At 23.4% G+C, this 20030-nt stretch carries 15 protein-coding genes; 10 read left to right on the forward strand and 5 right to left on the reverse strand.

Annotation, left to right across the window (positions count from 1 at the left end; all coding sequences use genetic code 4):
* The first annotated feature begins 155 nt into the window (after positions 1 to 155).
* Together ACQH23_RS03710 and ACQH23_RS03715 are read left to right on the forward strand one after the other, a co-directional pair.
* A complete protein-coding gene (locus tag ACQH23_RS03710) occupies positions 156 to 1373 on the forward strand; it encodes an IS3 family transposase (protein ID WP_425378142.1) in 1218 nt (405 codons plus the stop codon).
* Between the two features lie 83 nt (positions 1374 to 1456).
* Positions 1457 to 2434 carry a hypothetical protein gene (locus ACQH23_RS03715; RefSeq protein ID WP_338955134.1) on the forward strand — a complete coding sequence of 326 codons (978 nt, stop codon included), beginning with the start codon at positions 1457 to 1459 and terminating at the stop codon, positions 2432 to 2434.
* Between the two features lie 684 nt (positions 2435 to 3118).
* Here the strand turns inward: ACQH23_RS03715 and ACQH23_RS03720 are convergent.
* Together ACQH23_RS03720 and ACQH23_RS03725 are read right to left on the reverse strand one after the other, a co-directional pair.
* Entirely contained in the window at positions 3119 to 3760 is a 642-nt protein-coding gene (locus ACQH23_RS03720; protein ID WP_425378965.1) for a transposase, read from the reverse strand.
* Positions 3754 to 3933 carry a hypothetical protein gene (locus ACQH23_RS03725; protein ID WP_338955141.1) on the reverse strand — a complete coding sequence of 60 codons (180 nt, stop codon included), beginning with the start codon at positions 3931 to 3933 and terminating at the stop codon, positions 3754 to 3756. The genes ACQH23_RS03720 and ACQH23_RS03725 overlap by 7 nt, the downstream gene beginning before the upstream one ends.
* Before the next feature lie 332 nt (positions 3934 to 4265).
* Here ACQH23_RS03725 and ACQH23_RS03730 point away from each other — a divergent pair, with 332 nt between their 5' ends.
* The 6 genes from ACQH23_RS03730 to ACQH23_RS03755 all read left to right on the forward strand — a co-directional run bounded on the left by ACQH23_RS03730 (position 4266) and on the right by ACQH23_RS03755 (position 16196).
* Positions 4266 to 7724, forward strand: a complete 3459-nt coding sequence (locus ACQH23_RS03730) for an Mbov_0399 family ICE element protein (RefSeq protein WP_338955143.1) — start codon at positions 4266 to 4268, stop codon at positions 7722 to 7724.
* A gap of 170 nt (positions 7725 to 7894) precedes the next feature.
* Positions 7895 to 10558, forward strand: coding sequence for an Mbov_0397 family ICE element conjugal transfer ATPase (locus ACQH23_RS03735; protein WP_425378966.1), 2664 nt, complete (start codon positions 7895 to 7897; stop codon positions 10556 to 10558).
* Between the two features lie 32 nt (positions 10559 to 10590).
* A complete protein-coding gene (locus ACQH23_RS03740) occupies positions 10591 to 10980 on the forward strand; it encodes a hypothetical protein (RefSeq protein ID WP_338955147.1) in 390 nt (129 codons plus the stop codon).
* A gap of 130 nt (positions 10981 to 11110) precedes the next feature.
* Entirely contained in the window at positions 11111 to 12322 is a 1212-nt protein-coding gene (locus ACQH23_RS03745; protein WP_425378967.1) for a plasmid recombination protein, read from the forward strand.
* Between the two features lie 277 nt (positions 12323 to 12599).
* Positions 12600 to 14393, forward strand: a complete 1794-nt coding sequence (locus tag ACQH23_RS03750; RefSeq protein ID WP_425378968.1) for a VirD4-like conjugal transfer protein, CD1115 family — start codon at positions 12600 to 12602, stop codon at positions 14391 to 14393.
* Positions 14394 to 14774: 381 nt separating this feature from the next.
* Positions 14775 to 16196, forward strand: a complete 1422-nt coding sequence (locus ACQH23_RS03755; protein ID WP_425378969.1) for an Mbov_0401 family ICE element transposase-like protein — start codon at positions 14775 to 14777, stop codon at positions 16194 to 16196.
* Positions 16197 to 16379: 183 nt separating this feature from the next.
* Here ACQH23_RS03755 and ACQH23_RS03760 read toward each other — a convergent pair whose 3' ends face one another.
* Positions 16380 to 16598 carry a helix-turn-helix domain-containing protein gene (locus ACQH23_RS03760; RefSeq protein WP_425378970.1) on the reverse strand — a complete coding sequence of 73 codons (219 nt, stop codon included), beginning with the start codon at positions 16596 to 16598 and terminating at the stop codon, positions 16380 to 16382.
* A gap of 479 nt (positions 16599 to 17077) precedes the next feature.
* On the opposite strand from ACQH23_RS03760, the gene ACQH23_RS03765 reads away from it, so the two are divergent.
* Positions 17078 to 17909, forward strand: a protein-coding gene (locus ACQH23_RS03765) for an IS5 family transposase (RefSeq protein WP_425379304.1) whose coding sequence is annotated in 2 segments (ribosomal slippage) — positions 17078 to 17497 and positions 17499 to 17909 — 831 coding nt in all. Because the reading frame shifts where the segments join, the coding sequence is not laid out codon by codon here.
* 387 nt (positions 17910 to 18296) lie between these two features.
* Here the strand turns inward: ACQH23_RS03765 and greA are convergent.
* Positions 18297 to 18767, reverse strand: a complete 471-nt coding sequence (greA, locus tag ACQH23_RS03770; protein ID WP_425378971.1) for a transcription elongation factor GreA — start codon at positions 18765 to 18767, stop codon at positions 18297 to 18299.
* Between the two features lie 315 nt (positions 18768 to 19082).
* Between greA and ACQH23_RS03775 the strand changes: the two genes are divergently transcribed.
* On the forward strand, positions 19083 to 19355 hold the full coding sequence (locus tag ACQH23_RS03775; protein WP_425378972.1) for an IS1/IS1595 family N-terminal zinc-binding domain-containing protein: 273 nt from the start codon (positions 19083 to 19085) through the stop codon (positions 19353 to 19355).
* Positions 19356 to 19514: 159 nt separating this feature from the next.
* Here the strand turns inward: ACQH23_RS03775 and ACQH23_RS03780 are convergent, their stop codons facing one another.
* Positions 19515 to 19838: a hypothetical protein gene (locus tag ACQH23_RS03780; RefSeq protein WP_425378973.1), complete on the reverse strand. Its 324-nt coding sequence runs from the start codon at positions 19836 to 19838 to the stop codon at positions 19515 to 19517.
* Between the last annotated feature and the right edge of the window lie 192 nt (positions 19839 to 20030).

Consider the following 20030-nt stretch of genomic DNA (forward strand, 5'->3'; position numbering starts at 1 on the left):
TGATTGTTGTGATATATTAGAAAAATATTTTTAATAAATAAATATTTAAAATGGCAATTTAATTAAATTGTGCAATGTTTCTTTTAACTGAGATATATAAATAAAAATTTTTCTAGATTATTATTAATATATAAAGTTAGGAGAAACATTTTTATATGGCTAAAGGTAAAATAAAAGGGTCTAAAGATCATTCTTTTGAATTTAAAGAAAAAATTGTTAATGAATACTCAATTAACAATAAATCTTATAGTGAAATAGCAAAAGAATATCATATTAGTTTAGCAACTATTTCAAAATGAGTAAATCAATTTCAACAAAATAAAGAAATTCTAAAAGAACGAAAAAAGCGAAAAGATTTTGAATTAAATAAGTTTAAAAACCCCTTAGAACGTGAAAACTATTTATTAAAAAAAGAAAATGAAAGAATAAAAGCTGAGAATGAAGTTTTAAAAAAGCTTGAAGCTCTTCCAAAGATAAAAACAAAAACAAACATTAGAAAACAAATTGCTTTTATTAAATCAGAATTGCAAGTTTCAAAAATTACTTTATCATGATATTTAAAAGAATTAAGAATTTCATATGATACTTGAAATAAATATTCAAAAAATTGTGATGAATATCAACCAAATATTGATTATTCAATATATGAAATAATTAAAGCAATTCATAGAGAAAATAGTATTAAAGGACACAGACAAATTAAATTATCTTTGGAAGAGCAAAAAATTAATGTGTCGAATTCAACAGTTTATCGTTATATGAAATTAGCTAATAGAATTTCTAGTGTAAGAATTAAAACAAGAAAAAAAATTAATCATTTCTTAAAAATGACAAATGAACATATTCGACATAAATATCTATTAAAACGTAATTTTAAAGCTGAAAAAACTAATCAAAAGTGATCAATTGATATTACGTATGTTAAAACAATCACAGAATGAGTATATTTATTTGCAATCAAGGATTTATTTAGTAATTTAATAGTAAATTATTCTTTAACAACAACTCCAACAGTAAATTGAGTAAATAATTGTATCAAAGAAGCAATTATTAAAAGAAAAATAATCAAAGGTGAATTAACTATTAATTCTGATCAAGGTATTCATTTCACTTCAAAAGCTTATGAAAAATTATTAAAAAAACACGGTATAAATATAAGTATGTCAAGAAGAGGCAATTGTTTAGATAATTCACCGATTGAAAATTGATTTTCAATTCTTAAAACCGAGAACTCAGAATTATCACACTGTAAAAATATTTTAGAAGTAAAAAATATTGTAGATAATTATATAATTCATTATAATGAAAAAAGAAAAATTTTAAATTTAAAAATGCCACCACTTCAATATGAAATGAAAGCATTTTTTAATTAAAATTCTCAGTTATCTGAAACTGTGCAATTTAATTAAATTGCCATTTTTTATTTTGGCAAAATAGAAAGGATGATAAAAAATGGATGAAAAAATTACTTAGTTTGTTGGTAATATTTTCGTTGTCATGTGCAAACACAATGACGTTGATTGGTTGTGGTAATATTGATACCAACAAACCACATTTACAGCCAAATAATTTTAAAAATAATTTAAAAATTAATTTAGAAACAAATATTGATTTAGAAAAAAGATACTTATCCCACCCTATTTTAATGCAAAAACGAGGTTATAAAGGAACTTTCTTTAATCAATATAAGACAGATACTATCAAACGGTTAACAAATGTTTTTTTAAGCAAAGCAGATAATAATTTAGCAATTAAATTTAAAACAGAATTTAGTACTTATGAACAACTACAAAGTTATCTAAAAATAGAACAACAAAATTACTGACAAAATTTACTTAATAATATTTGTCAAAAATACCAAGATAATTTAAAACAACTTATCTTATTATTTTATAATTTTATTTCAAATATTTGAAATAAAACAATGATTAATTCAATTTTAAGGAAAATAGAAATTGAAAATGTGATTGATGGGGATGATAATGTTTGGGGACAAACAAATAATCACCAAACTATTTTGCTAAACAAAAAGGTTTTATCTTGTGCGTTTGAAAAAACAATAAATAGTGAATGACACAAAGGACAATTTACAACCAATAATTTTCTGCATATTTTAATCCGTGAATTAGGACATATCTTTTATTTTTATGATTGAGAAGCATTTAAAATCAATCATATTTTTTATTTAAAGCAATTTTTAGGACAGAAAATTAATAACTTAAATAAGTTTGCAGAACTAGACAAAGAAAAAGTGTTAAGGATATTTGCTAACAGTAATTATGGATTGAGTGATGATGAGGAGTTATTGGCAGAGGGATTTGCATATTGGTTATTAGCAAAACAAAGTATGCAAACAAAAATATGAGCATTTTGAAACGAATACTTTACAAGTTATTTACCACAAATAAGAGATAAAAAAAGAAAGGAAGTGTAAATGATGTTAAATACAATAATTGGAATGATGGGAACAATCGCCGTAATCGGCTTGTTTGTTTGTTTATGGAAGTTTCTTGGTATTAAATTGCAAAAAATGAAAAAACAAATTGAGTTAACGAAATACAAAAAAACTTGTCGAATAATATTATATTTTAGTATAAGTTGTTTTGTGTTATTTTTGTTAGTAATTGGATTGTGAATTGGATTAATATATCCAACTTTGAAATAAAATAAAAAAAAAATTCATATTTTTAATATGTGTTTTTCGAGTTGGCAATTTTTTAATTGGAATATACTTTTTCGCAACAAATTCAATATATTTAATTAAAAATTACAATACGAGTGAATGGTTAATATGATTTGTTATTATGCCAATTCGGCTGATGTTTTTTTATCTTATAGATCATATATTTTATAAAATAAAAAGCTATATATAATTTTTAAAAATAGAAAGGAGGAATAAAATATGTGTGATAATTGCAATAAAAATAAAATATTTCAAATAATTAGATTAGGATGTACCGGACATCATTTAAAAAAATGATAAGATAGTTAGTGGAAAAGTAATTAAAATAAAACTTTGCTTTAATTTTGTAGAAAACTCTTGATGAAATAAAAAAAATCATCAATATGACAATTTAAAAACTAATTTTGTGTAAGAATATGATTTTGCTTTAAATTTTTAAACGTTGAAATATAATACCGTTGATTGTTGTTTTGGTGTTAAACCTTTATGCTGGTATTTTCATTTTCATAGATTTAAATAATTTTGAATATTAATGAAACCTAAACCATGATAATGAATTAAGGCTTCTTTAAGACTAGATTGTAATTTACTAATCTTACTTAACTTTCGATAACTAGTATCAGGATTTATACTAGTTTTGGTAGAATATAGAGTAGAATTTGTTTGTTTTGCTACTAATAAATATAATGGTTGCATGTCAGAAAAAATCAATGATTTTTCTTTAATTAATTGCTTATTCATATTTTTAATAATTCATTGTTTTTGTAATCGTTTGGTATTGGTGGATTGAACAAAAATATTATTATTGATATCAACTGCCATTTGAATACAACATTTGGTATTAGTTGAAAATGGATCAAGATGAGTTTTTCGTTTATCAAATTTATCTTTAAAATTACCTTTATGGATTTCTTTAATAAAAGTTTCATCCATTTGGATTTGACCACTTAATTTTTTAAATTTTAATTGAGTATTTTCTAATTGTTTTGATTGGATTAGTTTTTGTCGATTATACCAAGCGGTTTTTGGTGTTGTTTTAATAAAACAAGAAATTATTTTGCTAGATTGTCCTAACAATGAAAAGATTTGCAATTAGGACATATAATGCCTTTATCTCTAAATTTCTGATCAATTTCATTTAAACGTTTTTGTTTTTTGATTAGCTCTTCTTCTTTTTTTATTTTTTCAGCAAATTCTAAAAATTGATCATCTGTAAAACTGTTTTTTAATTCTTTAATTATTTTTTCCATCAATTTTTTACCTCTATATATTAAAAATATACCTAAAATTAGGTATATTCTATAAATATCAAGAGTTTTCTACAAAATTAAAGAAACTTTGTTAAAGCTGTTGAATAATTTTTACAAAGTTTGTCAATGAATTTAAATTATCATTAATAGTTAGCCAGCTTAACCATTATGGTCCGTTATTTCAAAATTACTAATTTTTGTTATTCCAGATTTCATAAATTCAGAAAATGAATTTGCATAATATCTACCGCGGGGTCATTTATCTGCGTGGTTTTATATTTCAGTAATACACAAACATATATTTTTTTAAAACAGAAAGGAGGTTATATGATATGAAAAAAACTATATTGGTACCATTGTTATTAACAGCCACAATTGGTATAAGTGAACCACTTATTTTTAAATCATCCCTCAATGATAATTTTTCGATTGCAAAACAAGAACAAATTATAAATAAAAATGCAAAGAAAAGTTTTAACCCAACAGCCCCAAGTTTTACGAAAAATATTAATTGAGATAATAATATTGATGTCGAAACTGGCGGTACTTGGAGTGGTGATTATACAGAAAAAGTAGAATCAGGATACTATTATGTTAATATTTTAGATTATGCAAGTAGTTGAAATGATTTTAAAAATAAGTATAAACAAATTCAAATAGATTTTGAGGGTTATGTTGATCATAACCAAGCAGATAGGGTTGATTATAATGCTTACTATTATATCAATCTAAGTCAAATAAGTGGCATGGCCAAAACATCCCAAATTTTTCATCACTATCAAGGTTATACCCAAAATGCAGAATGAGGATGAGCAGATGTAAGATACCAATTAGAAAATAATGATGAGCGCATTAAAATTGATTTTTTGGTTTATGCAAGAGCCACAAACGGATGAAATTCTCATAATACATGAGCTAAAACCTGATTAAAAGTTAATAAATTGATTTTTAATACGAGTTTTAGTTTTAATGAGATGAAAAGTAGTTTAATAAGCGAATTAAATAAAGAGCTTAGTTATTATTCTAATATTGATAATAACCCGCAAAGTGCTAATAATTGAAATCAAATTAAAGAGCAAATGGATAGCAAAATCAGAAAAGCACTAAATGATAATAATAATACACAGGAATGAATTGAATTTTTAAACCCAAATTATCAATTAGAAAAAAGGAACAATAATTATTATCTTAAAACAAGTTTTAATATTGAAAATTATCAAAATGGCAGTTCTGAAATATGAGAATTTAAAACACCTTTAAATTTTAATAGCGATTATAATATTGCTAATGCCAAAAATAGAATAGAAAACGAGTTAAAACAAACAATTATTTATCAAAGTGATACATCAACCAATATTTTAGATGAAAGTAATTGAAATGCAATTAAAACTATCTTAGATAATAAAATATTTAATGTTTTAAGCAAAAAAGGAAGCATAATTGAATGAAAAAAACTTATTAAACCAAATTATGCTTTAATAACAGAAAATAATAATTATTATCTTAAAACAAGTTTTAATATTTTTAATCATTTAACAGAACAATGAGAAAATTGAGTTTTTAAAACAAAACTCAATTTTTCATTAAGTGCAAAATATTGAAAAAGTAAATTACAAGAACGAATTTTAATAACACCAGGAAAAATTAGTGATAAAAATGGGGTTACAATGATTAATGATATCGAAGAAGTTATTAATAACGGTGAGGGAAGGGAAAATAAATACAATAAAGGAATAATAAAATATCATACAACAACATTTTTTCAATATATCGAACCAAAGGAAAATAATAATGATCCTGATTATGATATTGTTAAAATAAATGGGGTTAATTTAAACGCTGTTAATGGTTTATACACACATACTTTTGATGATAAAGAAAAAGTTAATAAATATGAAATTGAAATTATTCACCGACCAAACCCTAAAATTGGGGGAGATGTTGGTGGTAATTTTAAGTTAACAATTTTAATTGAAACAATTACCCCATCATTGCAATTAAAATTAATGGGATGAGGGCCAAAGAATATTGACTATGAAAAACTAACAAATGAATTTATCAAAGACCCTAGCAATGAAAATAAATCAATCAAAAACCCTAATTATGATAAAGAAATTAATAAAGAAACAGGGACGAAAAAGCAATTAATCTGAGTTCAACATCAATCTAACACCCCTTTTCCATTAGATCCAATTGACAAAGATGGAAATTTAATAAAAACTAGTAATATTAATGATTATGATATCGGTTATTTAGCAGAAGCAAGTGCAGTCGGAGCTGGTTTTGAAAACTTTTACAATAATGACAACATTGAAAAAGTTACTCGTTATTTATCAAATGAAAAGTTAAATACTAAATTCGAAAATGGCTATCAATTAGAAAAAAACAAAACTGGTGATGTTAACACTAGTGCTGGGTGATTTCATTTTATTATTCAACAAAAACGCTTTAATGATTTAAATGGTAATACCCAACCGCCATTTTATCAACACAAATTTATCTATGTTGATAAAAATAAAAGTTCAAATTATCAGTATTTTTTAAATTCAGTTGATAGTAAAGATGCGAGTGATTTTTGAAATACAACACAAGGAAGACATCTAAAAGATTACATGATTAACTATAAAAAGTGAAACACAGACAATGATTTAGCAAAATTAAATTATGAAGCAGTGTTATCATATTGGCGAGATTATGTTTCAGATATTCGCAATCATTTAGCAATCAATGAAAGTATCAATAATTTTAAGGCATTAAATGATTTAAATATTAGTGCTTTAAAAATGAATGCCAAAGATATTAAAACTATTAGAGATAAAATTAACAAATATGTTTGACAAGAAATAAATAAACTTAGTTTATTAGCAACAATAAACAAAGATTATATTATTCAAATATATAAAAATCAGCAATGACAAAAATTAATTGATGATGATTTAAATGAACTAATAACTAATCAACAAGAACAAACAAAAGAAATAATGATAAAAATAAAAGCACTAAATACATCAATGATACTAATTGGGGAAACAAACCAATTTAAAGTTATTAACAACTTAAATTATGATGAAAATAAAGTAATTGATTTAAGTAAAATTAAATATCAAAATCAAGAATATAATTTTAAAGATAAAACAAAAGATAATATTTTTAATAATTATATTATGGAATATATTAAACAAGGTTTTAAAATTAATAAATTAGATGAAATCTTAAAACAAGATATTGATTATCAAATATCATTGCAAGGAGTAAACGGAAAAAAGATTAATATTAATGATAATGAATTACAGGAATTTATGAAAAAGATTCAAGAAAATAAAGGTGCTGAGTTAAAAATTACTATTTATGCTTTGGATAATAGTTTAAAAGTTATTGGGAATGCTTCATATAAATTAATAAACAACCCAATAACAGAAAATGCCCCCAACAAACCAAATGAAATTCCCCCAACAGAGGGTATTATACTTAACATTATCAATAAACCAATTGATCCCAATAATCCAAATGGAAATAACGGAAATAACGGGAATGGAGAAAATAATAATCCAAATAAACCAGAAAAACCAAATAAACAACCAGATCCTAACAAACCTAATGAAAATAATGAAAGTGGTTGAAAAAAGTTTTTAAAAAAACCAGTTAATTTATTTTTTATGACTTTGATTAGTTGTGGGATAGTTGGTGGGTTTATAACTTGAATTATCATTAAAAATCAATTAAATAAAAAAATTGGGGGCAAAATAGAAAATAAAAAAAGTAAAAACAAAAAGGAAATAAAAAAACAATAAATAATATCTGTTTATTCCCCTTTTATTTAATACCCTTATTACGCATTTTAAGGGGTAAATTAGGCGCTGAAAGTTATTTTATTAAAATATAAAATATTATAAATATGAAAATAGTTTTTAAAACGGCATTTTAAATGTCGTTTTTAATTTAAAAGAAAGAGGCGCAAAATATGAAAAATGTAATACCAAAAAAACTAAAAGACGCCAAATACCGATTTTGACGCAATATAACAATAACAGATGTTTTAATAATTGCCGTTTGAGTTGGATTAACAATTATGTTTATATTTGGTTTTCAATGAAAACTATGAATAAAATTATTATCATCATCAATAATGATTTTAATTAGTTTACCACTAATTATTACAAATAAAAAAACTAATTTAAAGGGGTGACAATGCTTATATTATAAAATTAATTACTTATTTAGTTGTAAGAAATATAGTAAAAACAAAACCAGCTTACTGGTACCATATAATAAAGTTATTACCAATAACTTTATTACAACTCACGGAATTTTAAAAGGTACTTTAAAAAAGACTCTAATTGGAGGAATTCAAATAAAAGGATTTGACATTACTTTATTAAGCGGTGAAGAGCAAATAATAAGATTAAGAGATTTACAAGATATTTTTAAATTTGCTAATTTTCCAATAACTTTATTAAAGTTAGAATTACCATTAAATTTTGATGATAACATTAAATATTTACAAAAACAAATTAATAAAACGCAAATCCGTTATAAAGACAAAGAAATTAGTTTTAATCAATTTGTAAAAATTACAAAACAAATTAAAAATAATATTAATTTTTTAAAAAAAGAATTAATTAAAATAAACGATGAAATTAAAACTGAAAAATGTTTTTTTCTTTTTGTGTACGGAAATAGTGAACAAGATTTAAACGAAAAAATATTATTTTTAGAAGATAAATTATATAAAGGAAAAATTAATTGTAATATTTTATCTAATTATGAAATAACAAAAATCTTAAAATTAATGTGAAATCCACATGAAAAACCATTAAATAAAACAGATTTTAATAAAAATAAAGATAATTTAGCAAAATTATTGCAATTTAACTACCTAAATATTAAAAAAAATTATTTTATAGCAAATGATTTATATTATTCAATTAATACCATTCAGGACTATCCTTTATTTATTAATGATTTATGAGGGGCATGTTTATTTTCAAACGAACAAACTATCATTTGAAATATAAATCCTCTAAATTATGATGAAACAAAAAAAGCAATAAACAGTGCTATTCAAACAACCCAAACAAGACAAGTAATGACAAAATCATATGTTAATACAAATGAAAATAACTATGAACTAGAAACATACTATCATTTAATTGATGAGGTTAATGGTGGCGGTGAATTATTGAAAAATGTTAATATTTTATTTTTAAATTATGGAACAAATAAAAAAACATTATCACAAGCACAAGTACGATTAACAAAAGCATTAAAAGAAATGGATATTAAAGTTAATCCATTGTGATATCAACAATTTAATGGTTTAAAAGGATTTATACCATATAACAATAAAATCATAATAAAAAAATATGGCCGAGAAATGCCAACAAGTACCCTAGCAGCATCATTTCCATTTATTGATAGTGGTTTATATGATAAAAAAGGTGCGTGATTAGGAACGAATAATATGGGTAATGTTGTGTTGTGAGATCAATTTAAAATTACGAGCAAAAGAACAAACCATAATATGTTTATTCTCGGTACATCCGGAATGGGAAAATCATTTACAATGAAAAAAATGATAAATCATCATATCAAGATGGGTCGTAAAGTTATTGTTATTGACCCTGAACGAGAATACCAAGAATTATGCAAATATTATGATGGAAATTGAATTGATGCAGGAGATGCTTCGATCGGAAAAATAAACCCCTTACAAATTTTAGATAATAATTTTATTGATGATGTGGAAAATGCTAATTCATCGCCATTATCAAATCATTTACGATTTTTAGAGCAGTGATTTAAAACGCTTTATCCCGATTTTAACGGGCGAGAAATTAATTTATTAACAAAATATTTAAAATTATTATATCACCAATTTAACATTACAAATAATAGCGAAATTAACAAAATTAATAACATTGATTTTCCAATTATGAGTGATTTTTATGACTTATTAGAAAAAGAATATAAAAATAATAAAAATCAACTTTTAAAAGAGTTTATGGATTTAATTACCACAGATTTTTTAAATGATGGAAAATATCAAGCACTTTGAAATGGACATACAACGATAAAATTTAAAAATAATTTTGTTGTTTATGATGTTTATAATTTGTTTGACTTAGATGACAAAAAAACAAACGCAGCACAATTAATTTTAATGCTAAATATTATCAAAAAAGAAGTAAAAGAAAATCGTTTCAAAGATGATAATGAAATAGTGATAATTGTTGATGAAGCTCATTTAGCAATTGATAAAGATAATCCAGTGGCTTTAAATTTTATGTACCAAATGACAAAAAGGATTCGGAAATATAATGGTGCTTTGGTTGTGGCAACGCAAAATATCGCTGATTTTGTAGAAAATGAAACCGTTTTAAAGAAAACAACAGCAATTATAAATAATAGTCAATATTCATTTATTATGGGGTTAAAACCCAATGACTTAGAAAAAGTAATTAATTTATATAAAAGTTATGGGGGATTAACATCGGCAGAAAAAGACTATATTGCTCGTAGTGTAAAAGGACAAGGACTATTTTTTGTTTCAGGATTTGAAAGATATCGGATTGAAATACAAGCAAACAAAAAAGAAAAAGCCGGATTTGGAAAAAAAGATAATTAAAATAAAAAACTAAAAAGAAAGGAACTATCAAAATGAAAGAAACAGAAAAATATATAAGTTATCAACTTATGACAAGTAATTTAATTTTAACAAAACCTTATTATGATAATAAAGGTAGTAAATGAATTGAGTTAAGGATAAAAGATTTATTGTATCCTTATGCAAGTATTAATATAAATAATAAATATTTTAAATTACAATATAACAAAGATTATTGTTTTATTACAATTTTTAGAAATCAAAACTTTTATATTAAAAATAAAGATTGAAAAATTGAGGGTGAGGTTAATTGAGAAAAACTGCACCCTTTTTTGTTGGCGTTGAATAAACAATGTTTAATTAAAAAAGCCGAGAAAAAACAAATATACCAAGAAAATTTAAAATATTTTAATGGTAATAAATTTCCAAAAAAAGACAATTAATTAGACAAAATAAAAATGAAATTTTTGAAATATTTTGGCAAAGCCAAAAGATATAATGAGTGGACTTTTGGCTTTTTAAATTTAACAAATTTTAAAGGGTAAAAATTTCCAAAATAAGGAGGAATAAAATATGGAAAAAGAATATAAATTTAAGTCATCACCACCGATTGGAAAATATCAAAAATATATCAATGGTGCCGTTGATAAATTAATACGGCATAATTTTAGAATTAAAATACCCGAAAATGTTAACCCTGAATTTACAAAATATAATTTTTACTATGTTAATGGCATAAAAGAAATAACAAACAATGGCAAAGGTTTTGAAATAGTAAAACAAAAAAGATTTGAAAAAATGAAGTTATTAGAAGATAATTGAAATAAACAACAAACTAAATATAGTGAAGCACAAAAAACAAGTTTTAAAAATAATTGTGAAAAGAAAAATATTTATATAGACATTATTTTGCCGGGAACAAGGCAGGAATGATTTGAAAAAATGGGAATATGTCAATTTACAGATATTCAAGTATGAGATAAATTTACTGGAACACGTAAAATGGGAAAATTAATTCTTGAAAGTATCAATTGGAATAAATTAAATGAATGAGTTAACATTGAAATTAATTTTATGAAACAATGAATGAAAAATAATCTTGGTACAGATATGGGTTATCTATATTCAGCAATCCATTTGGACGAAACAACGCCCCATATTCATTTTGATTTAATTCCAATTAATAAAGGTTTTTCAAAAAAACTTAATGAAGAAAGATATACAATTAGTCAGAATAAACTTTTTGGTGGTAGTAATAGTTTTTTTACAATTAGACAAAAAGATGATTTACTAAACAAATTTCATCGCTATCATGCTAATTATTTAACAAAAGCAGGTTATGAAATCGAACCTGGTGAAATCGGCGGTAAAGGTAGCTATAATGCGATGAATTTTCGGCAAGTTAAAGAATTTGAACGAAATAAGTTAGAAAATGAAATTAATACTCTATTTGATGAATATAGGTCTACCAAAGATAATATAGAAGAATTTAGCAAAATTAAAGGTATCAGTGATGATTATGATGGTTTAATTTATGAAATTAAACAATATTTAAGATATGAAAATAATTTTACAGATTATGAAATAAATCAATTAACTAAATATTTAGATTTAGCAGAAAAAATGAAATACTACAAGATTATCACTACTATCACTAACCCAAAAGAATCAGATTTTAAAAATATGAGTTTAATTGAACAAAAATTTAATGAAATGGTTTTTAAAATCAATCCAATTATGCAAAAAGGTTATGATTTGGTGAGCAGTATAGAAAGAGAGTTATAAAAATATGTGAAATAAAATTAAAAAGAAAAAAATAAGTTTATTAATTGGTTTATGTTTTGTTCCAATAATTTTTATTTTTTGTTTAACATTATTTGGAATAGGTTATTCAATTTTTAATAATTGAAAACAAATGGTAATATTTATCAACGAAATTAAGCAATTTCAAATATTATCATGATGAAATTATATAATTAAAAGTGAATACGGATTATTAATAACAGTTGGATTAAGTTTATCTTTTTATTGCTGGTTTTTTTATTTTGTTTTATTTAGTAAAGTGAAGAGTAAAGAAACTGCAATTAAAACAACCGATAAAATAGATTTTGGGGATAGTAAGTGATTAAGTATAAAAGAAATTGATGATATTGGTGATAAAGTTAATATCAAAGATAATTATAAAAATACTGGTTTTGTTTTTAGCTGTAATAAAAATAAAAAAGATTTATTGTTTAACTTAAAAAATAATATTCATAGTGTTATTGTTGGCTCAACAGCAAGCGGAAAAACACAAGGAATAGTAGTACCAACAATTTATTTAAACGGAAAATCAACCACCAAACCAACTATGATCATAACCGACCCTAAGGGTGAATTATATAATTTAACCAGTGGGTTTTTAGCAGAAAATGGTTATAAAATAAAAGTTATTGATTTTCGTAATTTAGAGAAAGGAAATACTTGAAATCCATTAAAATTAATTTACGATGATTTTATTAAAATGATGATAACAGATAACGAAAAAGAAAAAATAAAGTGAAAAATAAAATATCAAGATAAAATTAGATCACTTAGTCGTATGTTAATTAACAAAAATATAAATATTGAAAATGAATTTTGAAACGAATCAACAAGCATGATTGTTCAAGGAATTATTTTGGCAATATTAGAAGATTATGAAGATAAAATAAATAAATTTAGTAAAAAATCAGAAATCGAAGAAAATTTAAACCAAGAATTATTTTTTAACAAATTTAATATGGCATCAGTGGCAGCAATCGCTAGTTTTAAAAAAGATTTAGTTGAATGACTAAATAATCGAAAAAATACCAGCATTGCCAAAATCACCGCAAGCCAGGCTTTAGTTGATAGTAAAGAAAATCGGACACTAGATAGTATTTTAATGACTGTTGCAAAAAGTTTAGAAATATTTAACAATGATTTTATTCGTAATTTAACATCCCAAAATGATATTAATTACAATGATTTTATCGAATATCCAACAGTTCTATACATCATATTTAGTGATGAAAATGATAATTACTATAAATTAATAGCAATATTAATTAGTCAAATTTATCAATTTTTAACAAATCACGCAAGTAAAACAATCAAGCAAAAACTAGAAAAATCAATATATTTTATTTTAGATGAATTTGCTAATTTAACAAAAATAAATAATTTTGAAAGATGAGTTAGTATTTCACGCAGTAGAAACATCTTTTTTCAATTAATATTACAAGATATCAACCAATTAAAATTAAATTATGGTGATACAATAGCAAAAATTATTTTAAATAATTGTGGAATGCATATTTTCTTACATACCAACGATTTAGAAACAATTAAATATTATAGCGAATTATTTGGTACAAAAACAATCGAACAAATTAGTATCAATGAAAATAAAAGCAATATTAGTGTTTCAAAAAATTTAAAAAGCCATCCGCTAATGTTAACTAGTGAGTTAGCAAATTTAAAACAAGGACAAGGAATTGTTAAAATATCACGCTATAACCCAATGAAAATAACTTTAAAACTATGGAAAGATTTAAAGTTATCAGAAAAAACAAACCCATTTCAATTAAAAGAAATTGAATATATCAATTTTAATAAAGAATATTTTTATGATATTAAAAATAATAAAAAAGAAATGAAAGAAAATGAAACTAATGAATTTGCCAATTTAACAACAGAAGAAATTACAACAAATATTAATAATTTAAAAATCCAATTAACAGAATATGAAAAAACAAACTATAAATCTATTCAAAATAAAACAATGATAAATTTACTTTTACAAAAAATTAAAAATCTTGAAACAGAGTTAATCAAAAGACAAGAAAACCAATAATTATTCTGAAAAGGAATAATTATTTTTTATAAATAGTAAGATTTCACAAAGTGGTCAAGCTGGAACACTAAAAAATAAACGAAGTGGGGAGGATATCTGATAAGGTTAATCAACTAATTAAATTAGTACTACACGGGGCAGAAGAGTAGTCGCAAGTGATTAACCAAACCAATGCCTAAGGGAAACTCTGCCTAAATGAGGAAAAGCAATAAAGTTATTTAACAAATAACTAGTGAAAAATAAAAAGAAAAAGGATAAGAAGGTTAATTAATTTCTATCTTTCTATCGATAAAAATAATGTAATAAAACTGCTGACAAATTATTTTAAGCAGTATAAAATCTTACTATCATGCAATGATGATTTAAAAGGAATATAAGTATATGTTAAATATTTTCAATACTATTAATTTTAGAGAAAAAGTAAATATTGATGTTAATGAAGTAGGAAAAAGATTAATATTAGAAGAATGAGAAAGCACTGATCAAGAATTAAGAAAACAAAATTGCAACGGTCAAAATGGTTATATTATGTGAGGGAAAAGACCTTTTACAGAAAAAACAGAGTATGGCGATATTACTTTTTATAGAACATTATTTCGTTTTTACAATAAAGATACTAATAAATATGAATTTGTTTTTTTATTTGATAAAAAAATTGGGAGAAAAAAATGAAGTAGAATTAGCATTTTTATTAAAATAGCAATTTGAAAAGAAATGGATAGTGCCAAAAGACAAAGAGATATTAAGGATACGTATCCAAAATTAAACATATCCAATATGACAATCACAAATATTAATAAAGAGGTTAATTTTGATAAATTATTTAAAGAACAATTAAAAACAAAGACAGAAAAAATAAATGTTCAAACACCATATTTATATGCTGGAGTTGACGATTCTTTTAGTAATTTAACAAAATATAAAAAAATAGAAAAAAACATGTTTAGAGTAGCATATTTCCATACTGGATATGATGAAGTAAAAAGTACTAAAAACAAAAATGTTTTAAGAGATAAAAAGATTTTTATTGTTATGAAATCAGTAAAAAATAAATATTATCTTATTAAAAAATATAAAAAAGAATTTTTACATTTTTTAAATCAAAATTTTAATATTGAAAATTGTAAGTTAACGCTGGCAGGTGATGGAGCAACATGAATTCAAAAATTCGCTAATGAAATTGGTGCAATTTATATTTTAGATGAATTTCACTTAATGAAAGAATTAAAAACAATAGTTCCTTATCGAAGAAGAAAACTTACCAAAAATTTAACTGATAACGAAAAAATAAGAAAACAAATTTATTTAGATATGAATAAATTATTGAAAAGTGGCGATCCTGATGAAGCGATAAAATATTTAAAAAATTTAATAAAAATCAAGAACATTAAAGAACATCCATTTTTGAAAGATAAAAAAGAAGATATAAAAAAATTTATTAATTATATTAATAAAAGAAAAGATGGGATTAAGGTTTATAAAGAAGATTGATATTGGGGGTCTTGCACTGAATCACAAATTTCACATAATGTCAAATGATTAAAAGGATATGGCTCTAAATCATATAGTGAAAAAGTTTTCAAAAATATGATTGCAATGAAAATGGCGAAAGAAAACGGGGTTAATTTAATTGAGTTTTATCTTAATAAGTTAAATAAAAAATTGCAAAGAGAACATAATTATTATTTCAAAAATGATGCTAATCACCTGCAAAAAGAACATAGTTATTATTTTAAAAATAATGATAATTACCAATTTTTAATAAATAAAAATGTTTCTCAACAAGCAAGCGTGTTTATTTAAAATATAAAACAATTCAATAAATATTTATTAAATAATTTTATAAATTATTATTTTTGTTTTGTAATTTTGTGATTTTATGTTATTATCAAGATGGTTAAAAAAGATAAATTTGTCTTTTTCTTAGTTAGTTTTATTTTAATAGATAAAATATTTATTAAAATAAGACATCACCAAACGAATATTTTATTCCATCAAATAAATATGTGATTGTTTTCTATTTTCTGCTTTATTTTGTGCAATTAATGAAAAATAATGATTATTATCTTTATTTCTATTAACTTCTCGAATAATAGTACTAATACTTCGATTAAGATTTTTAGCTATTTCACTAATTTTTATTTTAAACTTCAATTGATTCTCAATATAAATTCTTTCATCTATGCCAAGATGTTTATATCCCATATAAAAACTCCTTGCTTTATTTTTTCTAAAATAAACTTAGCATCATAAAATTTTTATATGAGATTTTTTGCAATTTTATTTACTTGCACTTACAAGTATAATTCAGCATTAATTTTATCTAATAAATTAAATAACTTTAATAAACATGTATTTTTGTCGTGGAAAAATTTAAAAAAATAGAAAAATATATTGACAATAAAATTAAAAGTAATATAATCTAAATAAGTAAGTGGTATATTATTCCACAATTTCTAAGGTATTAATTAAAACCCTTAAATAATACATACAATCTATTTTTAACCTCTTGTCCTATCATTTTTCGAAAATCTGCTGTATATTTATTAAATTTTTGTCCTTTTCTTGCCATATAAAAATGCACCTCCTTTAAAAGTTTAGCAAAGACTTTTTTTCTTTACTTACTTTTTTGGGTGCAGTCTATAATTAAAAATAAAAAATATAAATTAGGAGAGTATAAAACTATGAAAAAGGATAACTTTAAATTTCTTAATGATAAAGAATTATTACGATTAACAGGAATAAAACAAAATACTTTTAATAAAATGTTAGATATTTTAAAAGAAGTCGAGTTAAAAAAATTTAAAAAAGGCGGAAAAGCTAATAAATTATCATTAGAAAATCTTTTATTAATGACTTTATCATATTGAAGAGAATACCGCACTTATTTTCATCTTGACAAAAGTTTTGGCATTAGTGAGATTAATTGTTATCGTAATATCAAATGAATTGAAAACACTTTAATTAAACACCATGACTTTCAACAACTTGCTGGGCAAAAAACATTAATAAATAAATATTTTAATGATAAAACAATTATTATTGATGCAACCGAAACAGCAATCCAACGCCCAAAAAAAAGACAAAAAAAATACTATTCCGGAAAAAAAGAAAAAGCATACTATCAAAACACAAATAATCATCGAAAAAGAAAGCAAAACTATTATTGCAACAAATTTTGCTTGTGGTAAAACCGATGATTTTCGTTTATTTAAAGAAACAAAAATACCGCTTTTAAAAGCTAGCAAAGTAATAGTTGATACAGGTTATCAGGGCTTGCAAAAAATGCATCGGAATGTTTTGATTCTGCATAAAAAAACAAAGCAAAAAACTTTAAATAACGAACAAAAACAGCATAATAAACTAATTTCACAAATGATAATCGTTATTGAAAATGTTTTTGCTATCCTTAAAAAATTTAAAATTATTACTGAAAAATATCGCAATCGTAGAAAAAGCTTTGCTTTAAGATTTAATTTAATTGCTTCAATCTATAATTTTCAATTGTTATTATAAATAATATAAGAAGTTGAATGAAAATTAACTTTAAATAATAAAATCATTTTTTGTTGTGCCAAAATAACGCATCTCTTATAAAGACTATAAGAATTAAATTAATAAGAGGTATAAATTCCTATTTGTATTTTTTCTTTATGAATTAATTTGCAATGATTATCATAGTATCGCAAGAAGTCTATTGAATACTTATTTTATTGTTTTATAATGAAATTAAATAAAGTGTGACATTTGCAATTTGCATTTTTAATTGTTTTTTATAATGTGATTCGTGAATTATGATATTTAATTGATACTTAATTTAATAATAGTTTACCTTATTTTTTTGCGACACCTAATAAACACTAGTTTCAAAAAAAGTAATTTTAAAATTACTTAATTTATTATTTACTCAACAGTTATAATCTTAACCTTATATGGTTCTTGAATTTCTTTGATTTCAACTAAATCACCAACTTTTTTTCCAATAATTGCTTTCGCAATTGGTGATTCATTTGAAATTGTATTTTCAAAAGGATTCGCTTCAACCACCCCAACAATTTTAAGTTCATATTTTTTATTAATTAATAAATTAGTAAAAGTTACGGTACTTCCTAATTTAATAATTCCTGTTTTTGATTTAACTTCTTTAATTTCTTTTGCTTTTGTTAATAATGATTCAATTTCTTTAATTCGCCCTTCAACTTCTGCTTGACGATTACGCGCTGCATCATAATCAGCATTTTCTGATAAATCTCCTTGGGCACGAGCTTCTTTTAATTCTTCAATAACTTCGGGACGGACAACATTAATTAAATTATCTAATTCTTCTTGTAAGTCTTTAATTCCCTCTTTAGTTAACAAAATTTCTTCATTCATTGTGTTATCTCCGTTCTTCTTTGTTTTTAAATTACAACAATGATTATTATACCTTAAAAAAGATAATAATGCGATTTTTGATTTTTTTTCCAAAAATAATGCCTTAATTTTGGTTGCAATCATATCAATTGCAATTTCATTTCCTTCGTAATATGACACAATAATATCCGCATATTTAATACTTGGTTCAACAAAATATTCATGCATTGGTTTAACAGTTGTTAAATATTGTCTTTAATTTTGTCGAAAACTCTTTATATTAAAAATATACCTAATTTTAGGTATATTTTTAATATAAAGAGAGGCAAATAATTGATGGAAAAAATACTTGCAGAATTAATAAATAGTTTAACAGATGATCAATTTTTAGAATTTTATGAAAAAGTTAAAAAAGAAGCAGAATTAATCAAAAAACAAAAACGCTTAAATGAAATTGATCAAAAATTTAGAGATAAAGGTATTAAATGCCCTAATTGCAAATCTTATCATTGTGTTAAAAATGGCCATAATCCCGAAGGAAAACAAAAATATTTATGCAAAAAATGTCGGGCTAGTTTTGATGCTTTTCGTCATCATTTTACTTATTAGACTTCTTGCGATACCGGTTTTTCTTATTAAGAATATTTCTATAAAATATAATTAAAAATAAAAAATATAAATTAGGCGGATATAAAACTATGAAAAAGGATAACTTTAAATTTTTTAATGATGTATCATGTACGATGAACCGGCAAAAAACAACTCTTGTTAAATAAAAAGGGTTGTTTTTTGCCGGTTCATCGTACATGATACATCTTTTAAAGTTTGCATTTTTTCAGTCAAAGAAGTACCACTAACTTTATCTAAATTAGTTTTAATATCTTCAATTTTAGTAGATGGAACATCTTTAAAGGCTTTTAATTCATCTAATTCATTAGATAATTTAATAAAGTCTTCTTTTGATATAACATCTTCGCGTTTTTGCACACTTTCTCTAATTTGTTTTGCTTCATTATTAAACTGATTTAAGATATTTTCTGCAATTTCTTCACTTAAACCTTGTTCGATTAATTGTTCTTTTGTAAGTGCCATTTTATAAACTCCTCTTTTTTTATCCTTGTCCGATTAACAAGTCAGCATAACTCTTTTTTACGGAAAAAGATTAAACCTATGCCTTCATTATATACTATTATTTTACTAATACAACACTTTATGTAAATAAAATAAACTTAATATATTTAATTGCTAATTTACCCCTTAAAACGCTTAATAATAGCTTTTTAA

The sequence above is a fragment of the Spiroplasma endosymbiont of Polydrusus pterygomalis genome (assembly GCF_964030635.1).
Classification (GTDB): domain Bacteria; phylum Bacillota_I; class Bacilli_A; order Mycoplasmatales; family Mycoplasmataceae; genus Spiroplasma.